The organism is Amycolatopsis sp. NPDC031561, assembly GCF_055580625.1.
Genome location: NZ_JBVILA010000002.1, coordinates 585,496 through 601,822 on the forward strand (window position 1 = coordinate 585,496; position 16,327 = coordinate 601,822).

General features: G+C 67.4%; 23 protein-coding genes. 1 reads left to right on the forward strand and 22 read right to left on the reverse strand.

All coding sequences use genetic code 11. The features are described from left to right. Positions 1–62: 62 nt before the first annotated feature. From ACZ5IK_RS08380 to ACZ5IK_RS08475, 20 genes are all read right to left on the reverse strand, one after another. A complete protein-coding gene (locus ACZ5IK_RS08380; RefSeq protein WP_465487143.1) occupies positions 63–1,034 on the reverse strand; it encodes an AAA family ATPase in 972 nt (323 codons plus the stop codon). A gap of 25 nt (positions 1,035–1,059) precedes the next feature. Next, entirely contained in the window at positions 1,060–2,016 is a 957-nt protein-coding gene (locus ACZ5IK_RS08385) for a bifunctional DNA primase/polymerase (RefSeq protein ID WP_465487144.1), read from the reverse strand. A 109-nt stretch (positions 2,017–2,125) separates the two neighbouring features. Further along, a complete protein-coding gene (locus ACZ5IK_RS08390) occupies positions 2,126–3,124 on the reverse strand; it encodes a hypothetical protein (RefSeq protein ID WP_465487145.1) in 999 nt (332 codons plus the stop codon). A gap of 35 nt (positions 3,125–3,159) precedes the next feature. Continuing rightward, complete coding sequence (locus ACZ5IK_RS08395) at positions 3,160–3,651, reverse strand: M23 family metallopeptidase (protein WP_465487146.1); 492 nt, start codon at positions 3,649–3,651, stop codon at positions 3,160–3,162. Between the two features lie 240 nt (positions 3,652–3,891). Further along, positions 3,892–6,126 (reverse strand): ATP-binding protein, encoded by a 2,235-nt coding sequence (locus ACZ5IK_RS08400; RefSeq protein ID WP_465487147.1) that lies wholly within the window; start codon positions 6,124–6,126, stop codon positions 3,892–3,894. A gap of 93 nt (positions 6,127–6,219) precedes the next feature. Beyond that, positions 6,220–7,398 (reverse strand): hypothetical protein, encoded by a 1,179-nt coding sequence (locus tag ACZ5IK_RS08405; protein ID WP_465487148.1) that lies wholly within the window; start codon positions 7,396–7,398, stop codon positions 6,220–6,222. Positions 7,399–7,558: 160 nt separating this feature from the next. Then, on the reverse strand, positions 7,559–7,951 hold the full coding sequence (locus tag ACZ5IK_RS08410; RefSeq protein WP_465487149.1) for a hypothetical protein: 393 nt from the start codon (positions 7,949–7,951) through the stop codon (positions 7,559–7,561). Further along, positions 7,944–8,192 carry a hypothetical protein gene (locus tag ACZ5IK_RS08415; protein WP_465487150.1) on the reverse strand — a complete coding sequence of 83 codons (249 nt, stop codon included), beginning with the start codon at positions 8,190–8,192 and terminating at the stop codon, positions 7,944–7,946. Before ACZ5IK_RS08415 ends, ACZ5IK_RS08410 begins: the two co-directional genes overlap by 8 nt. Continuing rightward, positions 8,192–8,422 (reverse strand): hypothetical protein, encoded by a 231-nt coding sequence (locus ACZ5IK_RS08420; RefSeq protein WP_465487151.1) that lies wholly within the window; start codon positions 8,420–8,422, stop codon positions 8,192–8,194. Before ACZ5IK_RS08420 ends, ACZ5IK_RS08415 begins: the two co-directional genes overlap by 1 nt. Before the next feature lie 2 nt (positions 8,423–8,424). Further along, complete coding sequence (locus ACZ5IK_RS08425; RefSeq protein ID WP_465487152.1) at positions 8,425–8,844, reverse strand: hypothetical protein; 420 nt, start codon at positions 8,842–8,844, stop codon at positions 8,425–8,427. Positions 8,845–8,909: 65 nt separating this feature from the next. Beyond that, complete coding sequence (locus ACZ5IK_RS08430) at positions 8,910–9,260, reverse strand: hypothetical protein (protein ID WP_465487153.1); 351 nt, start codon at positions 9,258–9,260, stop codon at positions 8,910–8,912. Between the two features lie 33 nt (positions 9,261–9,293). Further along, the gene (locus tag ACZ5IK_RS08435) at positions 9,294–9,824 is read right to left on the reverse strand and encodes an RRQRL motif-containing zinc-binding protein (RefSeq protein ID WP_465487154.1); all 531 of its coding nucleotides are present in this window, start codon (positions 9,822–9,824) and stop codon (positions 9,294–9,296) included. Further along, positions 9,821–10,258, reverse strand: coding sequence for an SsgA family sporulation/cell division regulator (locus tag ACZ5IK_RS08440; RefSeq protein WP_465487155.1), 438 nt, complete (start codon positions 10,256–10,258; stop codon positions 9,821–9,823). The genes ACZ5IK_RS08435 and ACZ5IK_RS08440 overlap by 4 nt, the downstream gene beginning before the upstream one ends. Positions 10,259–10,380: 122 nt before the next feature. Then, a complete protein-coding gene (locus ACZ5IK_RS08445) occupies positions 10,381–10,539 on the reverse strand; it encodes a hypothetical protein (RefSeq protein WP_465487156.1) in 159 nt (52 codons plus the stop codon). A 99-nt stretch (positions 10,540–10,638) separates the two neighbouring features. Further along, a complete protein-coding gene (locus ACZ5IK_RS08450) occupies positions 10,639–11,136 on the reverse strand; it encodes a transglycosylase SLT domain-containing protein (RefSeq protein ID WP_465487157.1) in 498 nt (165 codons plus the stop codon). A 10-nt stretch (positions 11,137–11,146) separates the two neighbouring features. Next, positions 11,147–11,383: a hypothetical protein gene (locus tag ACZ5IK_RS08455; protein ID WP_465487158.1), complete on the reverse strand. Its 237-nt coding sequence runs from the start codon at positions 11,381–11,383 to the stop codon at positions 11,147–11,149. A gap of 49 nt (positions 11,384–11,432) precedes the next feature. After that, positions 11,433–11,699 (reverse strand): hypothetical protein, encoded by a 267-nt coding sequence (locus ACZ5IK_RS08460; RefSeq protein ID WP_465487159.1) that lies wholly within the window; start codon positions 11,697–11,699, stop codon positions 11,433–11,435. Between the two features lie 107 nt (positions 11,700–11,806). Next, positions 11,807–12,025: a hypothetical protein gene (locus tag ACZ5IK_RS08465; protein WP_465487160.1), complete on the reverse strand. Its 219-nt coding sequence runs from the start codon at positions 12,023–12,025 to the stop codon at positions 11,807–11,809. A 10-nt stretch (positions 12,026–12,035) separates the two neighbouring features. After that, complete coding sequence (locus tag ACZ5IK_RS08470) at positions 12,036–12,254, reverse strand: hypothetical protein (protein WP_465487161.1); 219 nt, start codon at positions 12,252–12,254, stop codon at positions 12,036–12,038. Beyond that, a complete protein-coding gene (locus tag ACZ5IK_RS08475) occupies positions 12,254–12,568 on the reverse strand; it encodes a hypothetical protein (protein WP_465487162.1) in 315 nt (104 codons plus the stop codon). The genes ACZ5IK_RS08470 and ACZ5IK_RS08475 overlap by 1 nt, the downstream gene beginning before the upstream one ends. Positions 12,569–12,683: 115 nt before the next feature. On the opposite strand from ACZ5IK_RS08475, the gene ACZ5IK_RS08480 reads away from it, so the two are divergent. Continuing rightward, the gene (locus ACZ5IK_RS08480) at positions 12,684–13,043 is read left to right on the forward strand and encodes a GntR family transcriptional regulator (RefSeq protein ID WP_465487163.1); all 360 of its coding nucleotides are present in this window, start codon (positions 12,684–12,686) and stop codon (positions 13,041–13,043) included. A 147-nt stretch (positions 13,044–13,190) separates the two neighbouring features. On the opposite strand, the gene ACZ5IK_RS08485 is transcribed toward ACZ5IK_RS08480, so the two are convergent. Then, positions 13,191–14,099 (reverse strand): NAD-dependent epimerase/dehydratase family protein, encoded by a 909-nt coding sequence (locus tag ACZ5IK_RS08485; protein ID WP_465487164.1) that lies wholly within the window; start codon positions 14,097–14,099, stop codon positions 13,191–13,193. A gap of 4 nt (positions 14,100–14,103) precedes the next feature. Continuing rightward, positions 14,104–15,573 carry a helix-turn-helix domain-containing protein gene (locus tag ACZ5IK_RS08490; RefSeq protein ID WP_465487165.1) on the reverse strand — a complete coding sequence of 490 codons (1,470 nt, stop codon included), beginning with the start codon at positions 15,571–15,573 and terminating at the stop codon, positions 14,104–14,106. Positions 15,574–16,327 lie beyond the last annotated feature (754 nt).

Below are 16,327 nucleotides of genomic sequence, written 5' to 3' on the forward strand. Positions count from 1 at the left end.
GCCAGGTCAGCGCCTTGGAGTGACACGGGTGACAGTGGTGACAGACAGGGGTGTCTCTGCTGTCACTCGCCAACGACGCTGTAGGTGCCGTCGTTGGCGACGTGCAGCTGGCCTTTTTCGGCCATGCGTTTGCAGGTTTGGCGGGCGGTGTTGGGGACCAGGCCGAGCGCTTCGGCGATCCGTGCGGGTTTGAGTGGCCCGTGCTTGTCCAGCAGGCGCAGGATGTCCGCGCGGCCGTCGCTCACCAGATGTTGGCTCGCGGGGCCGTCGAGTTTGGTCCAGGCCCCGGAGGTGGCGTCGAAGGTCATGGCGTAGTCGGCTTCTTCGACGTCGCGGCCGGTGACGTGCAGGACGCCGTCTGCTTGTCCGCGTCCGCGTTCGAGTACGAGGATTGCGTCCATGGCTCCGGTGAGGCCGTTGGTGCCGGACACGGTGGATTGGAAGTCATCGGCGCCCTGTTTGCGGACGTGGTGGATGAGCAGGAACGGCACGCCGTAGTGGTCGGCGAGGGTTTTGAACCGGGCGGCGGCGGCGTAGTCGGAGGTGTAGGCGGACCCGCCGGTGGTGTCGTTGCCGCGCATTTTCTCGAAGGTGTCGATGATGACCAGCCGCGCTCCGGGGTTTTCCTCCAGCCAGTCGATGAGTACGGCGTCACCGCCCGCGGTCATGGTCGGGCAGGAGGTTTCCAGGGTGAGCAGGGGTGCGGCGCGGCCACCGGCGGCGATCATCTGCTTGCGGCGGCGCTGCAACCGGCGGCCGGTGTCTTCTAGCGCGCAGTAGAGGACCGGGCCGCGTTCGACGTCGATGGCGTTGAGGGCGGGGTCGCCGTTGGCGATCGCGGCACCGATGCCGAGACTCATCCATGACTTGCCCAGTTTGGGCGCGCCTGCCAGCACGTTGATTCCCTCGCACAGCAGGCCGGGGACGGCCCATTTCGGTTCGGGGAAGTGCTCGGTCATCAGTTCCGCGTCGGTCCAGCGGGTGCGGCGGGCGGGCGGTGTGTGCACAGCGGCCAACGGGCGGGCGGCAGTCATGGACGAGGCTCCTAGCGTCGGGTGCTCAGGCGATCCGGCGGGGACGGTTCGCCCCGGCCCGGAGGCCGGAGGTGATCGTGTTGTCGGCCTCGCGGGCGGTGAATGCGCGGATGCCGATGTGCCGTCCGGCGGCGGTCATCAGCGCTGCCCGCACCTCGTCGGCACCGAGCGCGCCCCCGGCGACGAGTTGCCCGAGTGCGATCGCGGCGGCGTAGAGGGTGGCGTTGCGGTTGTCGGTGGCGTCGGCGACTTTCCCGGCTTCGGCGATGATCGCGGCGTTGAGGTACCGGGATCGGCGGCTGAGTGCCGGCCGAATCGGCACCGCGGGCGCGGCGGGCGGTTCGGCGGGGGCCAGGCGTTGGACAAGCCAGTCGGGCAGGGGCGCGACCGGCTGGTCGTGCAGGTATTCATAGCGGCCTTGCGGGGTGGTGCTGCCGGGCGCCACGACGTAGGCGCCCCAGGCGCGGGTGTCGATCTTCCAGCCGAGACCGTTGCCCTTGTCGCCTTCGGTCTTGCGCAGCACCACACCCGCCGGGACGGTGTAGTACAGGTGCAGTCCCCCGGAGGGGGTCCGGACGGTCAGGGTGTCGCCGGGCATCGGCTGCCCGGCTTCGGCCGCGATCGCGGCGAGCACGTCCTCACCGCTGTTCGCGCTGAGGTCGGCCCACCGGTCCGGCACGGTCTCACCGGGCTTGAGCCGGTCGAGGTCGACCACGCACAGCCCGGCCGGGCCGGTGGCCAACCCGACGTTGTAGTCCGCGTGGGTCCAGGCGGCCTGGATCTTCTCGGTGTCGCGGGTGGCGCGGGCCTCCCACTTGACATGCCCGCCTGTGCATCGACCGGTGCCGGGACAGTCGGATTCGTTGTGCCCGGCGGGTGTTTTCCGGCCCGGCCGGAGCGGGAAGACCGGCCAGCCGCGGGCGGCGGCGTCCAGCGCAGCCGCCCGCAGGGAGTTGTCCGGGGTGCCCAGCAGGGTGCTCATCGGGTCTCCTGGGCGGTGAGCACGGTCAGGGCGTCGGTGAGGATGTCGGTGTGGTCGTGGGGGTTCATCGGTTGCCTTCCCTGGTGATGTTTGCGTGGTGTCGTGCGGGCTAGTGGTCGCGGCGCAGGTCGATCCCGATCTGGCGGTCGACGACGTCGTCACCGGAGGCGACGTTGCGGGTGGTCCGTGTCGGGTTGCGGGGGACCTTCGGCGAGCGGGTGGCAGCGGTGTCGCGTCCTTCCGCCCGTGCCTGCCCGGTTGCCCGCGGTGTCCGCGTCGTGGCGCCCGGGGTGCTCTGGCCGCGTGCGGGCGGCGGGCTGGTCGTCACGTCGTGCTGGGAGCCGACCGTGGCGCCGGGGGCGGCGTGGTTGACGTTGGTGACGGTGGTCGGTGCGGGTGGGGTGGTGTCGCGGGTGCGGGTGACGCGGATGACCCCGGCTCGTTCGTTCTTGACGGTGAGTGCGGTGAGCCGGTCACCGAGGGCCAGGAGGCGGGCGGCGGTGCTGCTGGCCCGGCGGGCGGCGGTGTCGGTGTCGGCGGCGCGGCTGATCTGCTCGTCGGTGATGGCCGTCGCCGCGCGGGCGATGTCGTTGAGCGCGGCCCGGTCGGTCCCGGACAGCAGCGCGGCGGCCTGGTTGAGCGCGGCGGCGTTGCGGATGATCTCGTCGCGCCACTGGCGGTGGTGGTGGTTCCAGTCCCGGATCTGGGCGCGTTGCCCGCTCGCCTGGGCGTTCTGCCACCACGCGGCGAGTTCCCGGGTCGACATCGACGGTGCCGCCGCGGGCGGTGTGGTCCGGGTGCGCGGCGCCTCCCGGCGGCGGGATGCCGGCGCTTTCCTCGGGGTCGGCGTGGGTGTGGGCGTGCTCTGGGAACGCTGCCGTAGCTCGGCGGCGCAGCGTTTCCGCCCGCAGATCCGGAGGGTGGTGTTGGTCTGGGTGCGTTCCCTGCACACCACGCACACCGCCCGCGTCGTGCGCGGGGTCGTCTTCTTCGCCGGGGTGGCTTTCTTCCCACCCGTGGTTTTCCGCGCGGTGGCGCGCTGGGGCGCGGCCTTGCGGGCGCTGGTCTTCTTGGCGGGCTTGGACTTCTTTTTGAAGAGACCGAACATGGTGGTGTCCTTCCAGCAGTGAGGTGGAGTGCGGTTCAGAGATGGACGCCGCGGTCGGCGAGCCAGGGCACGGGGTCGATGCGCTGGGCGCGTTGCCCGTGGGGCCAGACCTCGAAGTGCAGGTGCGGGCCGGTGGACTCGCCGCGGGCGCCGATGGTGGCGATCTGTTCCCCGGCGGCGACGTCGCTGCCTTTGGGCCGGTCGATGGTGTTCATGTGGCCGTAGACGGTGACGGTTTCGTCCGGGTGGCGGACCTGCATCCAGAGGCCGTAGCCGGTGGCGGGTCCGGCGACGATCACCGTGCCTGCCGTGACGGCCCGGATGGGGGTGCCGGGCTTGTTGGCGATGTCGATGCCGTAGTGGGCGGTGCCCCAGCGGGCCCCGAATCCGGAGGTGAGTTTCCCGTCGGCGGGCGCGACGTAGTCCCCGGCGGGGCTGGTGTTTCCGCGGGCGGCGATCACGGCCAGTGCCGCGACGATGAGCAGCAGGCAGCCGCACCCACTGGAATTCTTGCCTTTCCTGGCCATCGGGTAGTCCTTCCCAGCGAGCCACGGCGGTCACTGTGCGTGTTTTCGGGCAGGGTGGGGCGCCGCGTGAATGGGCGCGTGAATCGGTGTCGGGAGCGTGAATATTCACCAGTTCCGCTGGTGAGACCGTTCACGTGCCCTGATCAGCGGTGATGTGTGCGGAGTGACTGCAGTGAGCGGGGTGCCCGCCGCCGCGCACGCCCCGTCAGGGACGGGTTTCGCGCGGCGGCGGGCGCTCACTCACCGGTCGGACACGGTCCGTCCGGCGACCGCGTTCCGGATACTCTCCGTGGTCGCGGTGGGGACCCGTGACGGGAACGTCACGGGCACCCCGACCTCGTCGGAGGTGAGCCATCCGGCAAGGGTTTTGCCGTCCAGCCCGTGATACGGCGGGTAGGTGGGGTCGAGCTGGGCGAGCCACTTCGCGGCGTGGGCGAGGTTGACCTTGTCGCGGCCCTCGCACACCGACGCGAGGTCGGCGAGCCAGTCCCGTTCCACGACCGCCGGGGTCTCGAGGACTACGACGTGCCCGCCGCGCAGTTCCAGGCCGCGGGCGGCGATCGCGGCGAGGTCGCCGGTGGTGTTGTAGAAGGAGCGGACGATGCCGGGGGTGTCCATGAATCCCACGGTGACCAGGGTTCCGGTGTCGTTGAGCTGGTCTTTGGTCTTGGGTTTCAACCCGAGCGCGGAGACGCCGTTCTCGTGGGCCTTCTCCCCGAGGACGATGTTGTTGCGGGCCTTGTCCCCGATCGCGCCGCACGCCCGGTTGCTGGTGACGGCCATCAGGTCCCGCGGCAGGGACGCGTCCGAGGGGTTGGGGGTGACGAACACCAGGTTGATGCCGTATTTGCGGGCTGCGGAGTAGAACCTCACCATCTTGTTGACCACGGCCTTGCGGTCTTCGGGTTTGTCCTGGCGGAAGTAGCTCTGGCACTCGTCGATGACCACGATCCGCGGCCGCAACTTCGGTTCCTTCGCGGCGAGTTCCCTGGTCACGGCCCGTTCCCCGTGCTGGGCGAGCAACTTGCCGCGGGTGGAGAGGTCGGCGTGCAGAGTGTCGATGTGGTCCAGGCACGCTTGGACGTTGGCGGCGGTGTCGCCCTTGACGAACGTCGAGAGCACCGGTTCCAGCGGGTCGTAGTCGGCGTTCTCGGCGAACACGAACACGTCGATGTCGACCAGTGGGTCGAGCACCGCCCCGGCGAGCAGGGCGAGCACCAGCGTGGACTTGCCCGACCCCATCGCCCCGGAGAACACGAAGTTCCGTTCGAACACCGGGCACAGCACGACATCGGCGCGGGCGTTGATGCCGACCGGGAAACCCGACCAGTAATCGGTGGTGCCCTCGTGCAGCAACGGATACGCGGCGACGGGCTTGCGCAGCTCCCCGGGGTCGAGGCGGAACAGGTCCATCACGGTCGCGTCGTTGGTGTCCTCGTCGATGAACAACTCCACCGCCCGGCATCCGAGGTTGTGCGCGAGCAACTCCTTGGCCTGGTTGACTTTCGCCACCGACGCGCCCTGGGGCAGGCGCAGTTTCGCCGAGTAGCCCTTGCCGTCGACCATCGGGAACCGCACCCACGCGTTGTCGGAGTCACGGTTGGGCCAGCCCTGCTTGATGTGGTTGTTGAGGCTGGTCAGGCCGATGTTCGCGAGTGCCTGGACCAGTGTGGACTCGTTGAGTTCCTGGTAGTCGGTGCTCGTGGCGGTCTCGCGGCGCAGCTTCTCCGGGAGAACCTGTTCCCCGAGGCGGGTGCCGTCCTTCCACCGCCGGAAACACCACACCGTGGCCCCGGCCGCGGCGAGCACCCACCAGAACGTGACGAGCCAGCCGATGACGTCGCCGATGGCACTTAGGCCGGTGCCGATGCCATTGAGGACGTCGGTGACGCCCCACTGGCCGAACCAGCCACCGAACCCGTTGGCGATGCCCGCCACCAGCGACACCACCAGGGCGATGCCCAGCCCGGCGGCGACCTTCTTGGTGATCGACCAGGACAGCTCCGACCACTTGTCAAGGACGTCGACGACGGTGTGCCGGGATTCCTGGATCTGCCTGTTGAGCTCGGCGACCTGGGCAAGGTCGCCTTTCTCCAGCGCTTCCGCGCGGGCGGCCAGGGCGTGGGTCTGGCCACGTTCGGCCTTGCGGCGCTGCCGCGCGGACTCCGCGCCACGCAGGACGAACGTGCCGTGCCGGGCGAGGAATCGGCCGGCGTGCCCGACACCATGGCCGGTCACCCGGCCACCGACCCGCACGCCGGTGGCGGCGAGGTGCGCGACCACGGCGAGGTCGCGCCGGTACTGCTCGTGCCGCCATTGCTGCTGGGCGCGCTGGGAGGTCAGCAGCGCCCATTCCTCGTCGGTGACGATCTCGCCATCGATCGCGTCGTCGGCACCGGGCAGGTGGTGCACGGTCGCCAGGTCCGTGGGGTTGTGGTCGGTCGTGTTAGGTGTGGTCGGGTCGGTGGGCTTCACAGGGGTGGTCCTTCCGCGCGGGTGAAACGGGCGGGTGGTCCGGTCGGGCGGGCACCGATCTCGCATCAGGTGCCCACCCGACCGAGCGGGTGGTTACTTCGTGTCGCTGTTGAACTCGCGATGCAGTTGCCGGGCCCGGTCGACCTTGATTCGCAGGCCGGTGCGGATCGAGTTGATGACGGTCGGGTCGACCGTTCCGGCGGCGACCTTGTCGGCCAGTTCCGCCCGCAACTGCTCCATCGAGCGGCGTTTCGGATTCGGGATCGTCGGCCGGTCCGACCCCGACCGATGCAGGTCAGAGGGCCGGTCGAGCGTCCCGACCGGCCCCTGCCCGTCCGGCGGATCGGTCGGTTTGGGCGGGTCAGTCGGGGTGGCGGTGTCGGTCGGGACGGCTCCGTCGCGCAGCCACGCGGCGGCCTGCTCGGCGATCGATTCGCCGACCGGTTCGACCGGGGTGACGGGCAGGCCGGGGATCACGGCCGGTGCGAGCCGACCGCGTCGGAGCGTGAACCGGCCCGGGGTGAACACCAGCCGTGCGGTGCCGTCCGGGTCGATCTCGGTCACCGCCCGCGCCACCGCTGCCCGCCGGGCGGCGGCGACCTTCGCGTCGGCGGCCCGGGCGATCCGGGCCGACTCCCGGGCCGCGGCCCGGGAGTGCCGTTCGGCACGGGAGCGCCGCGGCGAGGCGGTGAGTAGCTGGTGGGCGGCGACGCCGAACACCGACACGATGGCCATCACCCCGGCCTTGCCGAGGTCGTGTTCCGGTCCGGTCAGCCCATGCACGGCGTTGAGCACCACCGCCGCGGCCGCCGAGAGCCAGATGCCCGCTTGCAACCACCCGACAGGCTTGTCCGGCGACGCCTTGCGCGACCGGCTGACCGCGATGGCGAAGCTCCACATGCCGAACTCGGACAGCAGCGGCAGCAGGTAGCCGGTGGCGGTGCCGTAGGTGTCGTGGCCGAACTTCGCCATCGCCGGAACCGCCATCACCGCCGACGCCACCGCGAGCGGGTAGATCAGCAGATCCACCACATGCGCGGTGCTCCACGCCCGGACCGCCGCCCAGCGGGCCGACCAGGCCGCGGCGCGCTTCTTCTTGGCCGCGTCACGGTGTTCCTGGGCCAGGGCCTCGTCTTTGCGGCGTTCGTCGCCGCGCGCGGACAGCGTCGCGACCGCGAGGTCGGTCCTGGCGGCGGCGTCGAGCCGGGCGGCCTCGGACCGGGCCAGCCGGTCGGCACGGTCGGCGTCGCGTCGTTCGCTGTAGCGGCTCATCCCTGCTCTCCCTTGTCTCGGTGGGTGGTGGCGCGGCGGTCGCGTCGCCGCTGGCGCTGTTCGAGCCGGTCATGCCGGGCCGCGGCGAAACTGCCGGCCGGGCGGGGCGGGCGACGGCGGCCCGGGCGCGGTACGGCGGACATGTCCGCCAGTTCCCGGCTCACTGCCCGGCCCCGTCCCGACGCCACGGGACGTCCGCCTCCGCGTTGGCGGGCATGTCCTGCACCGCGGCGACCGCGGCCGCGTGGTGTGTGGCCAGGGCGTGACGGGCGATGTCGGCCCGCACACGGTGTTCGCGGTACTCGTGCACCGCCCACCACGCGGCCACCGCCACCGACAGCAGGTCCAGCCAGGCGGTGGTGAACGCGCCCACCACCACCGGCACCGTGGTCCCGGACAGCTCGGCGACGTGCCCGACCGTCCAGCCGATCGCGGCGTCGAGCCGGGTCCGGTCCCCTCCCGGCTCCAGGGCCGGGATCGTGGACAGCGCAGACGGCGGGTGCGGGGAGGTGGTGGTCATCGTGACCGTGATGGGACCGGGGTCCTCAGGCATGACGGGGCTCCCTGTCGACGTGGTTGTCGTGGGCGAAAAAGTGGTTGATCGGCCCGGACGGCGGGCGGGTGGCCGCTGTGGTGGCGTAGGCGTTCGCGCGGCGCATCACCCCTTCCAGCACCCGTGCCACGACCACCAGCGGAATCCGGATCAGGTGCAGCAGCAGGAACAGCGCCACCGCGGTGGCGAACCGCAGCAGGGCGGCGGTACCGAACCGCTCCAGCACATCGAAGGCGGACATCAGGACCCGCCTTCGGCGTCCGCGGTGCCGCTGTCCTCGTCCGGTCGCCACGCGTCGGCGAACCGCCGATAAAGACGGGCCTGCTTCTCCAGCAGCTCGGCGACCCGGACGGCCTGATCGCACACCCCCGCGTCCCGGTCGTGACCGGCCACCGTGCGCAGCCGGTGGCCGAAATCGCTGACCGCGCAAGAGATCTCGCGGAGCACTTCGTTGGTGTAGGCGTCGCTCATGATCAGCACTCCTCCCCGGTGACTGTGTCGATGCCGGTCGTGTCGATGCCGCGACCGGGGCACCATGCGCGCAGCCACGCCGTGATCTGGTCGCGGGTGTCGTTCCAGGTCGTCGACGGGTCCGCGTCGAAAGCGCGGGTGACCTTCACGGCCATGTCCTGGCTGTCGAAGTTGAACGGGAACCGGGCGGTAACGCGGCCGTAGCTGACCGGGGACCACCGGGTGAAGTCGAACCGGACCGAACTGTCGCCGTCCGGCTCGACCATCGGGGCGATGCCGAGGTTGTTGCCCAGCGGCATGAACGGCAGTGGCAACTCGACCGTGACGCCGTTCCCGAAACCGAGCGTCAAGCTGATGAAACCGGTGTAGACGCCACCGGGAACCTGCTCGTTGTAGTGGCCGGTGAGCTTGATGTAGGACATGAGCTTTTCCTCCAGGAGACGATCCGGGGTGCGCGGTTCAGACAGCGATCGGGCAGATGAGGCGCTCACGGCTTGTCGCCGGGGTCTGCCGGGCACGGGTCACCCGCTTGCAGCCGGGTGAAGTCGGTGGCGGTGATCTCCACCGGGACCAGCTCGTCGTCGTCGGGAACGTGCGCGGGGTTGAACGCGTCGGACGGGGCGCAGAACGCGAGGTAGGTCGTCCTCGACGGCGCGGGGCCGTGTTCCTCGCTGGACAGGTGATCGATCAGCCATCGATTGGCGTTGGCCGTAGGTGTGGCCGACCGTGCCGGGACACTGGGGCTGTTACCGCCGGGGACGGCGCAAGCGGTGAGGAGGCTTACCGCGGTCACTCCGGCCAGCAGAACCGGGACCGGGCCGAGCTTGACGGTGGGCATGGAGATCCTTTCGCGGAAACACGGTGGTGTGGTTCAGGCGGCGACGGAACGAACGTCCGGTGTGGACAGTCCGAGATGACTGGTGGCGAGGGCGGCGTGTTCGGCCGCGGTGAGGGCCGGTGTGCCGATCAGGAAGTCGTGCAGGTAGCTGTCCGGGTCGAGTCCGGCGCTGTAGAGGCAGGCTTCGCAGGTGCGGTGCTCTTTGGGCAGCTCGGCCCATCCGAGGTCCCGGCATTCGCGGCAGGTGCGGCGGGCGGCCATCATCTTGTGATGCGCCGCCCACCGGGCGGGGGTCATCGGCCGGACCGGTTTCGCCTTCTCGATCAGATACAGATCGGCGAACACGAGCTTGCCCGCTGTGCGGCACCGGAAGTACAGGAACGCCACCGGGTCCTGCCCGCCGGGGCGTTTGCCCATCGCGCGCAGTTGCCGCCGGGTGGCCAGCACGGTGCGGTCGGCGATGCCGTAGGACAGCAGGGGTTTGCCATGCCAGTTCCCGCGGGTGAACTCGGTATCGCTCGACCAGGCGACCGTCGTCAGGACCCACGGGAACCGGCGGCTCACCGCGGCTCGCCAGTGCCGGCCGAACCGATGGCGAGCTTCGCCCACTCGCTGTCCCAGTCGACGTGACGGTGCTCGGTGCCCGGTTCGACCAGGTTGTCGATGCGCTCCAACACCTTCTCGACGTCGGCGCGTCCGAACACGATGTAGGCGTGCCCGGACGGGGAGAACAGCTCCACCCACACCGCGGCGTTGGCCTCGTCGGGAAACACCCGCACATCCCCGTCCCCGGCGAGCCGGTGAAGCCCCGCCGAGAGCAGATCCTTACTGAAGTGCCAACGGGTCCAATTTCGTGCGAGAGCGAACCGTCCGGGGGATCCGACGTCCATCGTGAGTGCCCACGGGTCAGCGGGGTCGTAGACGAGGTTCACCCGGACCGGGATGTCGGCGTTGACCCGGGCGGTGAGCGGGATGCCGAGCACGCGGGTGGCTACCATGGCAAATCCTTCCGTGACAGTGCCGCTGTCCTGCGTGGCGGCGGTGGTGGTGCGGGTAAAAGGGGCCCGGTCAGGCGGGGTGTCTTCTTGGCGGGAGTCGTTCCCGCCTGACCGGGGCGGGGTCAGCGGCTACCGGCCTTCGTGCCGGACGGGGCGGCGACCATCGCGCCGAACGCGATCAGGCCCATGACCACGGCGATGGTGTATTCGTGCAGGTTGATCGCGGCCATGGTCAGCGCGAGGAAGACGACAACGGCGGTCCAGCAGATGAAGCTCTTCATGACGGGTTTTCCTTTACTGGTAAGGGAAATTGGTTGGTGTGCTGCACTAGCGGTGGTGCGTTTTCTTCGGGTGGTGCTGGTGGAAAACCTGGTGAGGGCTCAGGCGGCGCGGCGGTAGGCCAGGGCTTGGGCCTGGACTTTCGCCACGTACCACCCGGCGTGGTTGTAGGCGTAGATCGCGCGGTAGGTGTCCCCGGTTTTCAGGCCGCTGTCACACAGGTAGTGCGCGGCGGCGGGGATCGCGTTCGCCGGGTCGTAGACGTTCGATCCGATGCCGGGATGCCGGGCCCGCACCCCGGCGAACGTCGGCCCCAAGAACTGCATCGGGCCTTTCGCCCCGGCGAAATTGGCGCCGGAACGGACCCCGGGGGCGTTGAGGCGGCCGTGGTCGGTCTCGACTTTCCCGATCGCGGCCAGCAGTGACCAGTCCAGCTTCGGGCAGGTATCGGCCGCGGCCCGGTAGTGCGTGAGGTAGGCGGCGGGGATGTCCGCGACCGGGCCGATTCCCTGGTCTGTCGCGTCGCTTTTCTGGTCGACCGCGAACGCGGCCACACCGATCAGCACCGCCGCGACCCCTAACTTGCCCAATGCGGACATAGCGGCTCCTTCACGTGCGCTCGTGGGGATAGGGGAAGGCCGGGGACAGGTGAAGCGGTGTCACCCCGTGGGCGGCGCGGTATGCCTCGGCCTCGCGGTGATCGCGGATCGATCCGGCCGTGTCGCGCAGGTACTGGGCGCCTTCGCTGGTGTCCTCGGGCGAGAGACTGTCGGCGAGCTCCAAGACCCCGTCCTCGTGCGCGGTCCTGACCTGCTGAGCAGCGGCCTCACGGTCCTTGCGGTTCATGACGACGTGTCCCTTCCAATGGGCGATCAGGCTGGTAGAGCAGGGAAAACTAGGCGGCGGCGAGTGTGGCGGCCGGTCGGTGGCACAGGTCGGTGACGTAGGCGATGAACCAGCGCTGCGCCACCGGGTGACCGGCCAAATCAGGCAGGTTCCCCATCCACAGCGCGATCCGGTCGACATCCCAGCCGCGGGAGTGCCGGGCGATGATCGCGGTCACCACCGGCTCCACGATCTCCGTGCGCAGCACCGCACCGGTCCGGCCCTCGACCAGGTCAGCAGCGAGAGCGGTGATGGTGGGCAGCGACGTAGCGGGCATGGCGAATCCTCCTGTTTTTTGGCGCACAAGGCCCCGACCGGAAAGCGGGAAAGGTGTTGCGAGAAAAGAGAATCGGGCAGATCAGCGTCAGTGACGCTGCCGGGAGGTCATTCCTTGTCGATCACGACGTCGTAGTCGGTGATCCCGAACCGGGCGGCCACACGGGCAGCGGCCTGCCGGTAGGACCGGGCGTAGCCGATGACCTCTTCGGTGTCGGCGTCCTCGACGTAGAACCGGGCGCCTTCGCGACCCACCCGGGCCTGGTGGCCATCGGCGATGACGAACGCCCGACCCGCCTCGATCACGTCCACGTACACGGTGACCATGGAAGGGGCCTTACTGCTCGGCGAGCGCCGCGTGACGCTCCCGGTTGATGACCCCCGCTAACCGCAGAGCCACCAGCCCGTGATCGGTGGCGACTGCCGCGCGAAGCCGGGCCCTCGTCGTGTCCAGCCACGCCACCCGCACCGGGGCCGGGGCGGACACAGCGGGCATGTCCGAGAACAGCGAGACGAACGCGGCCGGGACGAACAGTCGACCCAGTACCGCGGCCATCACGCGGCCTCCCTTTCGGTGGTGGCGGTCTCCGGGAGGGCGGGCAGGGTGTGCAGCGACGCACTCGGTGCGTCGAGGCGGGCCTTATGGGCCAGGCTCCGAGCACCAAACGTGTTGGCGTAGATCTCGGTCATCGCCTCGTCTGACAGCTCGAACTCGACGGTTTCCATCAGCGCGTCGAAGTCCAGTTCGAACTGGTAGAGGTCCAGTTCGAAACCGTCATGCGGTACCGCGTCCTGCACGGTGTCGAAGTCCAGGTCCATGCCGTCGAACCCGGCTTCGGCCTGGCGGCGGGGGGTGAAAGCGTGCCTCATGTTCGGCGTTCCTCTCGTTGCGTGGACTAGCTAAGACTAAGGTGGACTAGTTCAGCTGGGAATCGGCCAATTGAGTGAACTAGTTCTGGTCGGTTCAGTTCGATAGGCTGTCGCCATGGACGTCAACGCGGGTGATGCAGGTAGAGCGCCGTTCGAGCGCATCGCAGGTGAGATTGCGGGCGCAATCAAGGCTGGACGATTGGCGCCAGGCGCAAAACTGGCTGGTCAGCGAGAGATTGCGACGGAATACGGCGTTGCAGTCGCTACCGCACAGCGGGCACTTAAGCACCTGCAAGACGAGGGTTGGGTGGTCTCCCGCGTCGGTGTCGGCCATTTTGTAAGCGACTCAGCAGGACGTGAGCCGCTCAGCTTGCGGTCCGTCGCGGACCAGGTAAGCGAGCTCAGTCGAGCACTTGCGCGGCTGGAAACCCGGTTCGATCGATTGACCGAGCAGCGGGAGACCGAGCAGCAGTGAACGTGTTCGATTCCTAGCCATTGCCACCTCCGTGAATCGCTTGCTGTTTGCTTGATGACTCAAGAAAACAGCAGCTGGAGACACTTTGGTAGGCGGTTCCTAAGCGGTTCGGGGATATTCCATATCGGACTATTCCTCACCGGCATATCAGCTGGTCAGAGCCGTCCAGCCGTCCTGAACAATCTGCGTAAGTGTCGATTTTTTGGCTTGCCAACCAAGCTCGACTCGGGCGCGGCCCGAATCTGCGACCAGCGTTGGCGGTTCATCCGCAGGCGGGAGGTGATCAACGGGGACTGGTCGCCCGGTCACCTCTTCCGCAGTCCGGACGACGTCGGCGACGCTCGCCCTTGCTGCGCCGATGTTGTAGGCGCGCCACCTGCCCGGCGTAGCCGCAACAACAGCCAATGCGAACGCGTCAGCCATGTCTAAGACGTGCACGAAGTCGCGGACGGCGGTTCCATCGCCATTGACCGTGAGGTGGGATTCCAGGCCAGCTTGGACGGCAAGGATCTTCGGAATGAGGCGTGTCCGGTCCGAGTCAGGCTTTCCCAGTGACGCGCCGGCCATGTTGAACGCACGCAAGCTGACAGCTCCGACTAGGTTGAGCCTGCACGCATCCGCTGCTGCTTGATCTGCCGCGAGCTTGCTAGCGCCATACGGGCTGTTGGGCGCGGTCTCTGCACTCTCGTCGATGGGTTGCTTGTCCGGTGTGCCATAGACGGCCGCGGTCGATGCCAGGACCAGGCGTTTTGGTGTGTCCTCAGCGGTGGCGACCAAAGCGTTTAGCACGTTGATCGTGCCGCTCGTGTTTGTGGCCCAGTAGTCCACCGGCCGCGCGAACGACTCTCGAACTCTTGTCAATCCGGCGAGGTGGCACACGGCGTCGACGTCCGCGACCGCGCGCCGAACGGAATCAGGGTTGCGGACGTCGCCCTGTGCCGACGACTCTCCGTCGGGCGTTCGCTGCATGGTGACCACGGTGTGCCCATGCCGTTGAAGCGACGCAACGACAGCGCGACCAAGAAAGCCTGAGCCGCCGGTGACAAGTACGCGCATTGCCTCAGCCTGCCAAAAGGTTCTGGCGGTGCCGCCACGTCAGTTCAATGCATGCCCGAGATATTGGCGACAGAGGTTCGCTTTTTAGCCGCTCCAGAGAATCTGAGGAAAAAGGTATTCCAATGAGCGGCTGACCAGCCTGGGTGCTCACGGCCGAACCTTCTTCATTGGTATCCACCATATTCTTAAACAGTCGATCAAAGGTCGGGGCCTCAATCACTGCAACGGTAAGGAGCTCGACCCAGAGCGTTAGAGGTTCCAGTACGGTAGCCAGTGCGAAGACGCGAAAATCTCCCGATTGCCGAGCTTTGGAAAACTCTTTAAAAGGATCGTCATTTTCGTAATCAATGGGATCAACGGAATTTCCGTCATGCTCCGGATTTCCAAGAAATTCCTCGGAATACTCGCGCTGAATATTTCGCCAGATCGAAAAGTCATTCGCTTGATACTGAGGAGCGAGTGCGGCTGGCTGAAACGCACCAGCTGGGATGACATGCAACATTCCGCCTGCCACAGCAACAGCCTTCGCGTCCCGCTGATGCAGGTACATTCGATGCCCGTCGATGGGATCGCGCCTGATTGTCAGGGTATTGATGCTTGGAAGCATTGGCCGCGCCAAGAGATCGAACGGATCGGCAATATGGCGCCGTAGGCGGAGGTCTGCGAGACTCGGACGCCGGTGACCAGAATTGACCCACGCTTCGGCGAACTCATGCCCAACAGCCTCGCCGATGTCCAGTACATCGAAGTAGCTGGTATAGCCAAACTCAAGTTGACCGCACCCATCTTCCCAGTTGGCGCCAAGCAGTCGGTAGCTAACTCGATTGTCCAACAATTTCGGACGGGTCAAGTCTCGCAGCGCACTTGAGTACTTCCGGTATCGCTCACCGTCGGCAGCCAAAGGGCGAACCAGTTCTGTCTCGGGTCCCTGCCCCGTAACAAACGGTTTCGGCGGCGGATCAAGCTGCCACAGTAGATTCACTTTTCCCAGTTCAACAGGTGCCGAAGGTAGCCAACTGGATTTTGTGAGCACACTCGTATTGGGCACTCTGTTCGCCTGTGGGTAGAGCTCCGAGGCCATCGCGCCAAGCGTCGCGCGGTTCTTGTTCAGAGTTGCACGAACGGACTTCCAGCGCTCCTGGCTGGCATGAGCCGCGCCGGGGGAATCGCTGACAGTCTTTGGGTTCGGTACCGCCTCGAAAGAACGATCAGGTAGAACGCCTAGCCGCTCCGGTGGTATCCCGAACTTGTTCGCCACAAGTCGAAGCTCATCGAGGCTTAAGGACAGAACGCCCTTCTCCAACTTGGACAACCGCGACTGGGTGGTGTTGAGCACCTTGGCGGCAGTCTCCTGGGTCATGTTGTGGTGCTTCCGGTACCAGCGGATGACCTCGCCGACGTCGGATCCGTCCGGCGGCGCAGCAACGATGTGGGCGACGTGCAACCAACTTCCTGTGTTCGCTACGTCGGTCACTAGGTTCCCTCCTGCGCACGTGGATCACTACAGCCCCAGTGTGGCAGGCCGAGGCAAACCAGACGGGCGGAGATTGGACAGGGGCTACGACAAGCTGGGGAACTCCGCTCAAGCCGCCATGGGCCACCACGGGGTGACATTAGGCCTACAGGGGGAGTGACAGGAGGGACATGTCCAGACTGTCACCCCTGTCACTCTGTCACTCCATGCCGCTTGACCTGGGGAAAGAAGAGTGACAGGGGAGTGATACCGGGAGTGACAGGTCTTTCCCCACACTCTCTCTATGTCACAGGTGTCACCGAACTACGGCTGGTAACGGTCGGCCGCTGAGAAACGTTGATATTTCAGGCTTCCGCCTAGAATGGGACCAGCCGAAGGCGTCCGTCTTTAGCTGGGCAGCTGCCTTCGTCTGGAACCCGGGTGACACTAGGAACTTACGCGAAGGTGCCGATGCAGGTTGATCCTGGACGGTAGCTAGCTGCTCTGAGGTCCTAGTAGCTAGGAGCAGCAATGCCAGTGCCGAAGGTGCCGCGCAAGGGTGGCGGCGAGCAAGAGCGTGACCGCAACAAGGACGGCAGTTGGCGCGAAAAGCGCAGCGATGCCGGTAAGAAGCGCAAGAAGTAGCTGATGTGGTCGTAACGCGGAGCGCTACGGCCACATTGGAGTGGCGGGGGTGACACCGGGGGACATGTCCAAGTTGTCACCCCTGTCACTCCTGTCACTCTGTGGCTTTGACCTGCAGAAAGAGGAGTGA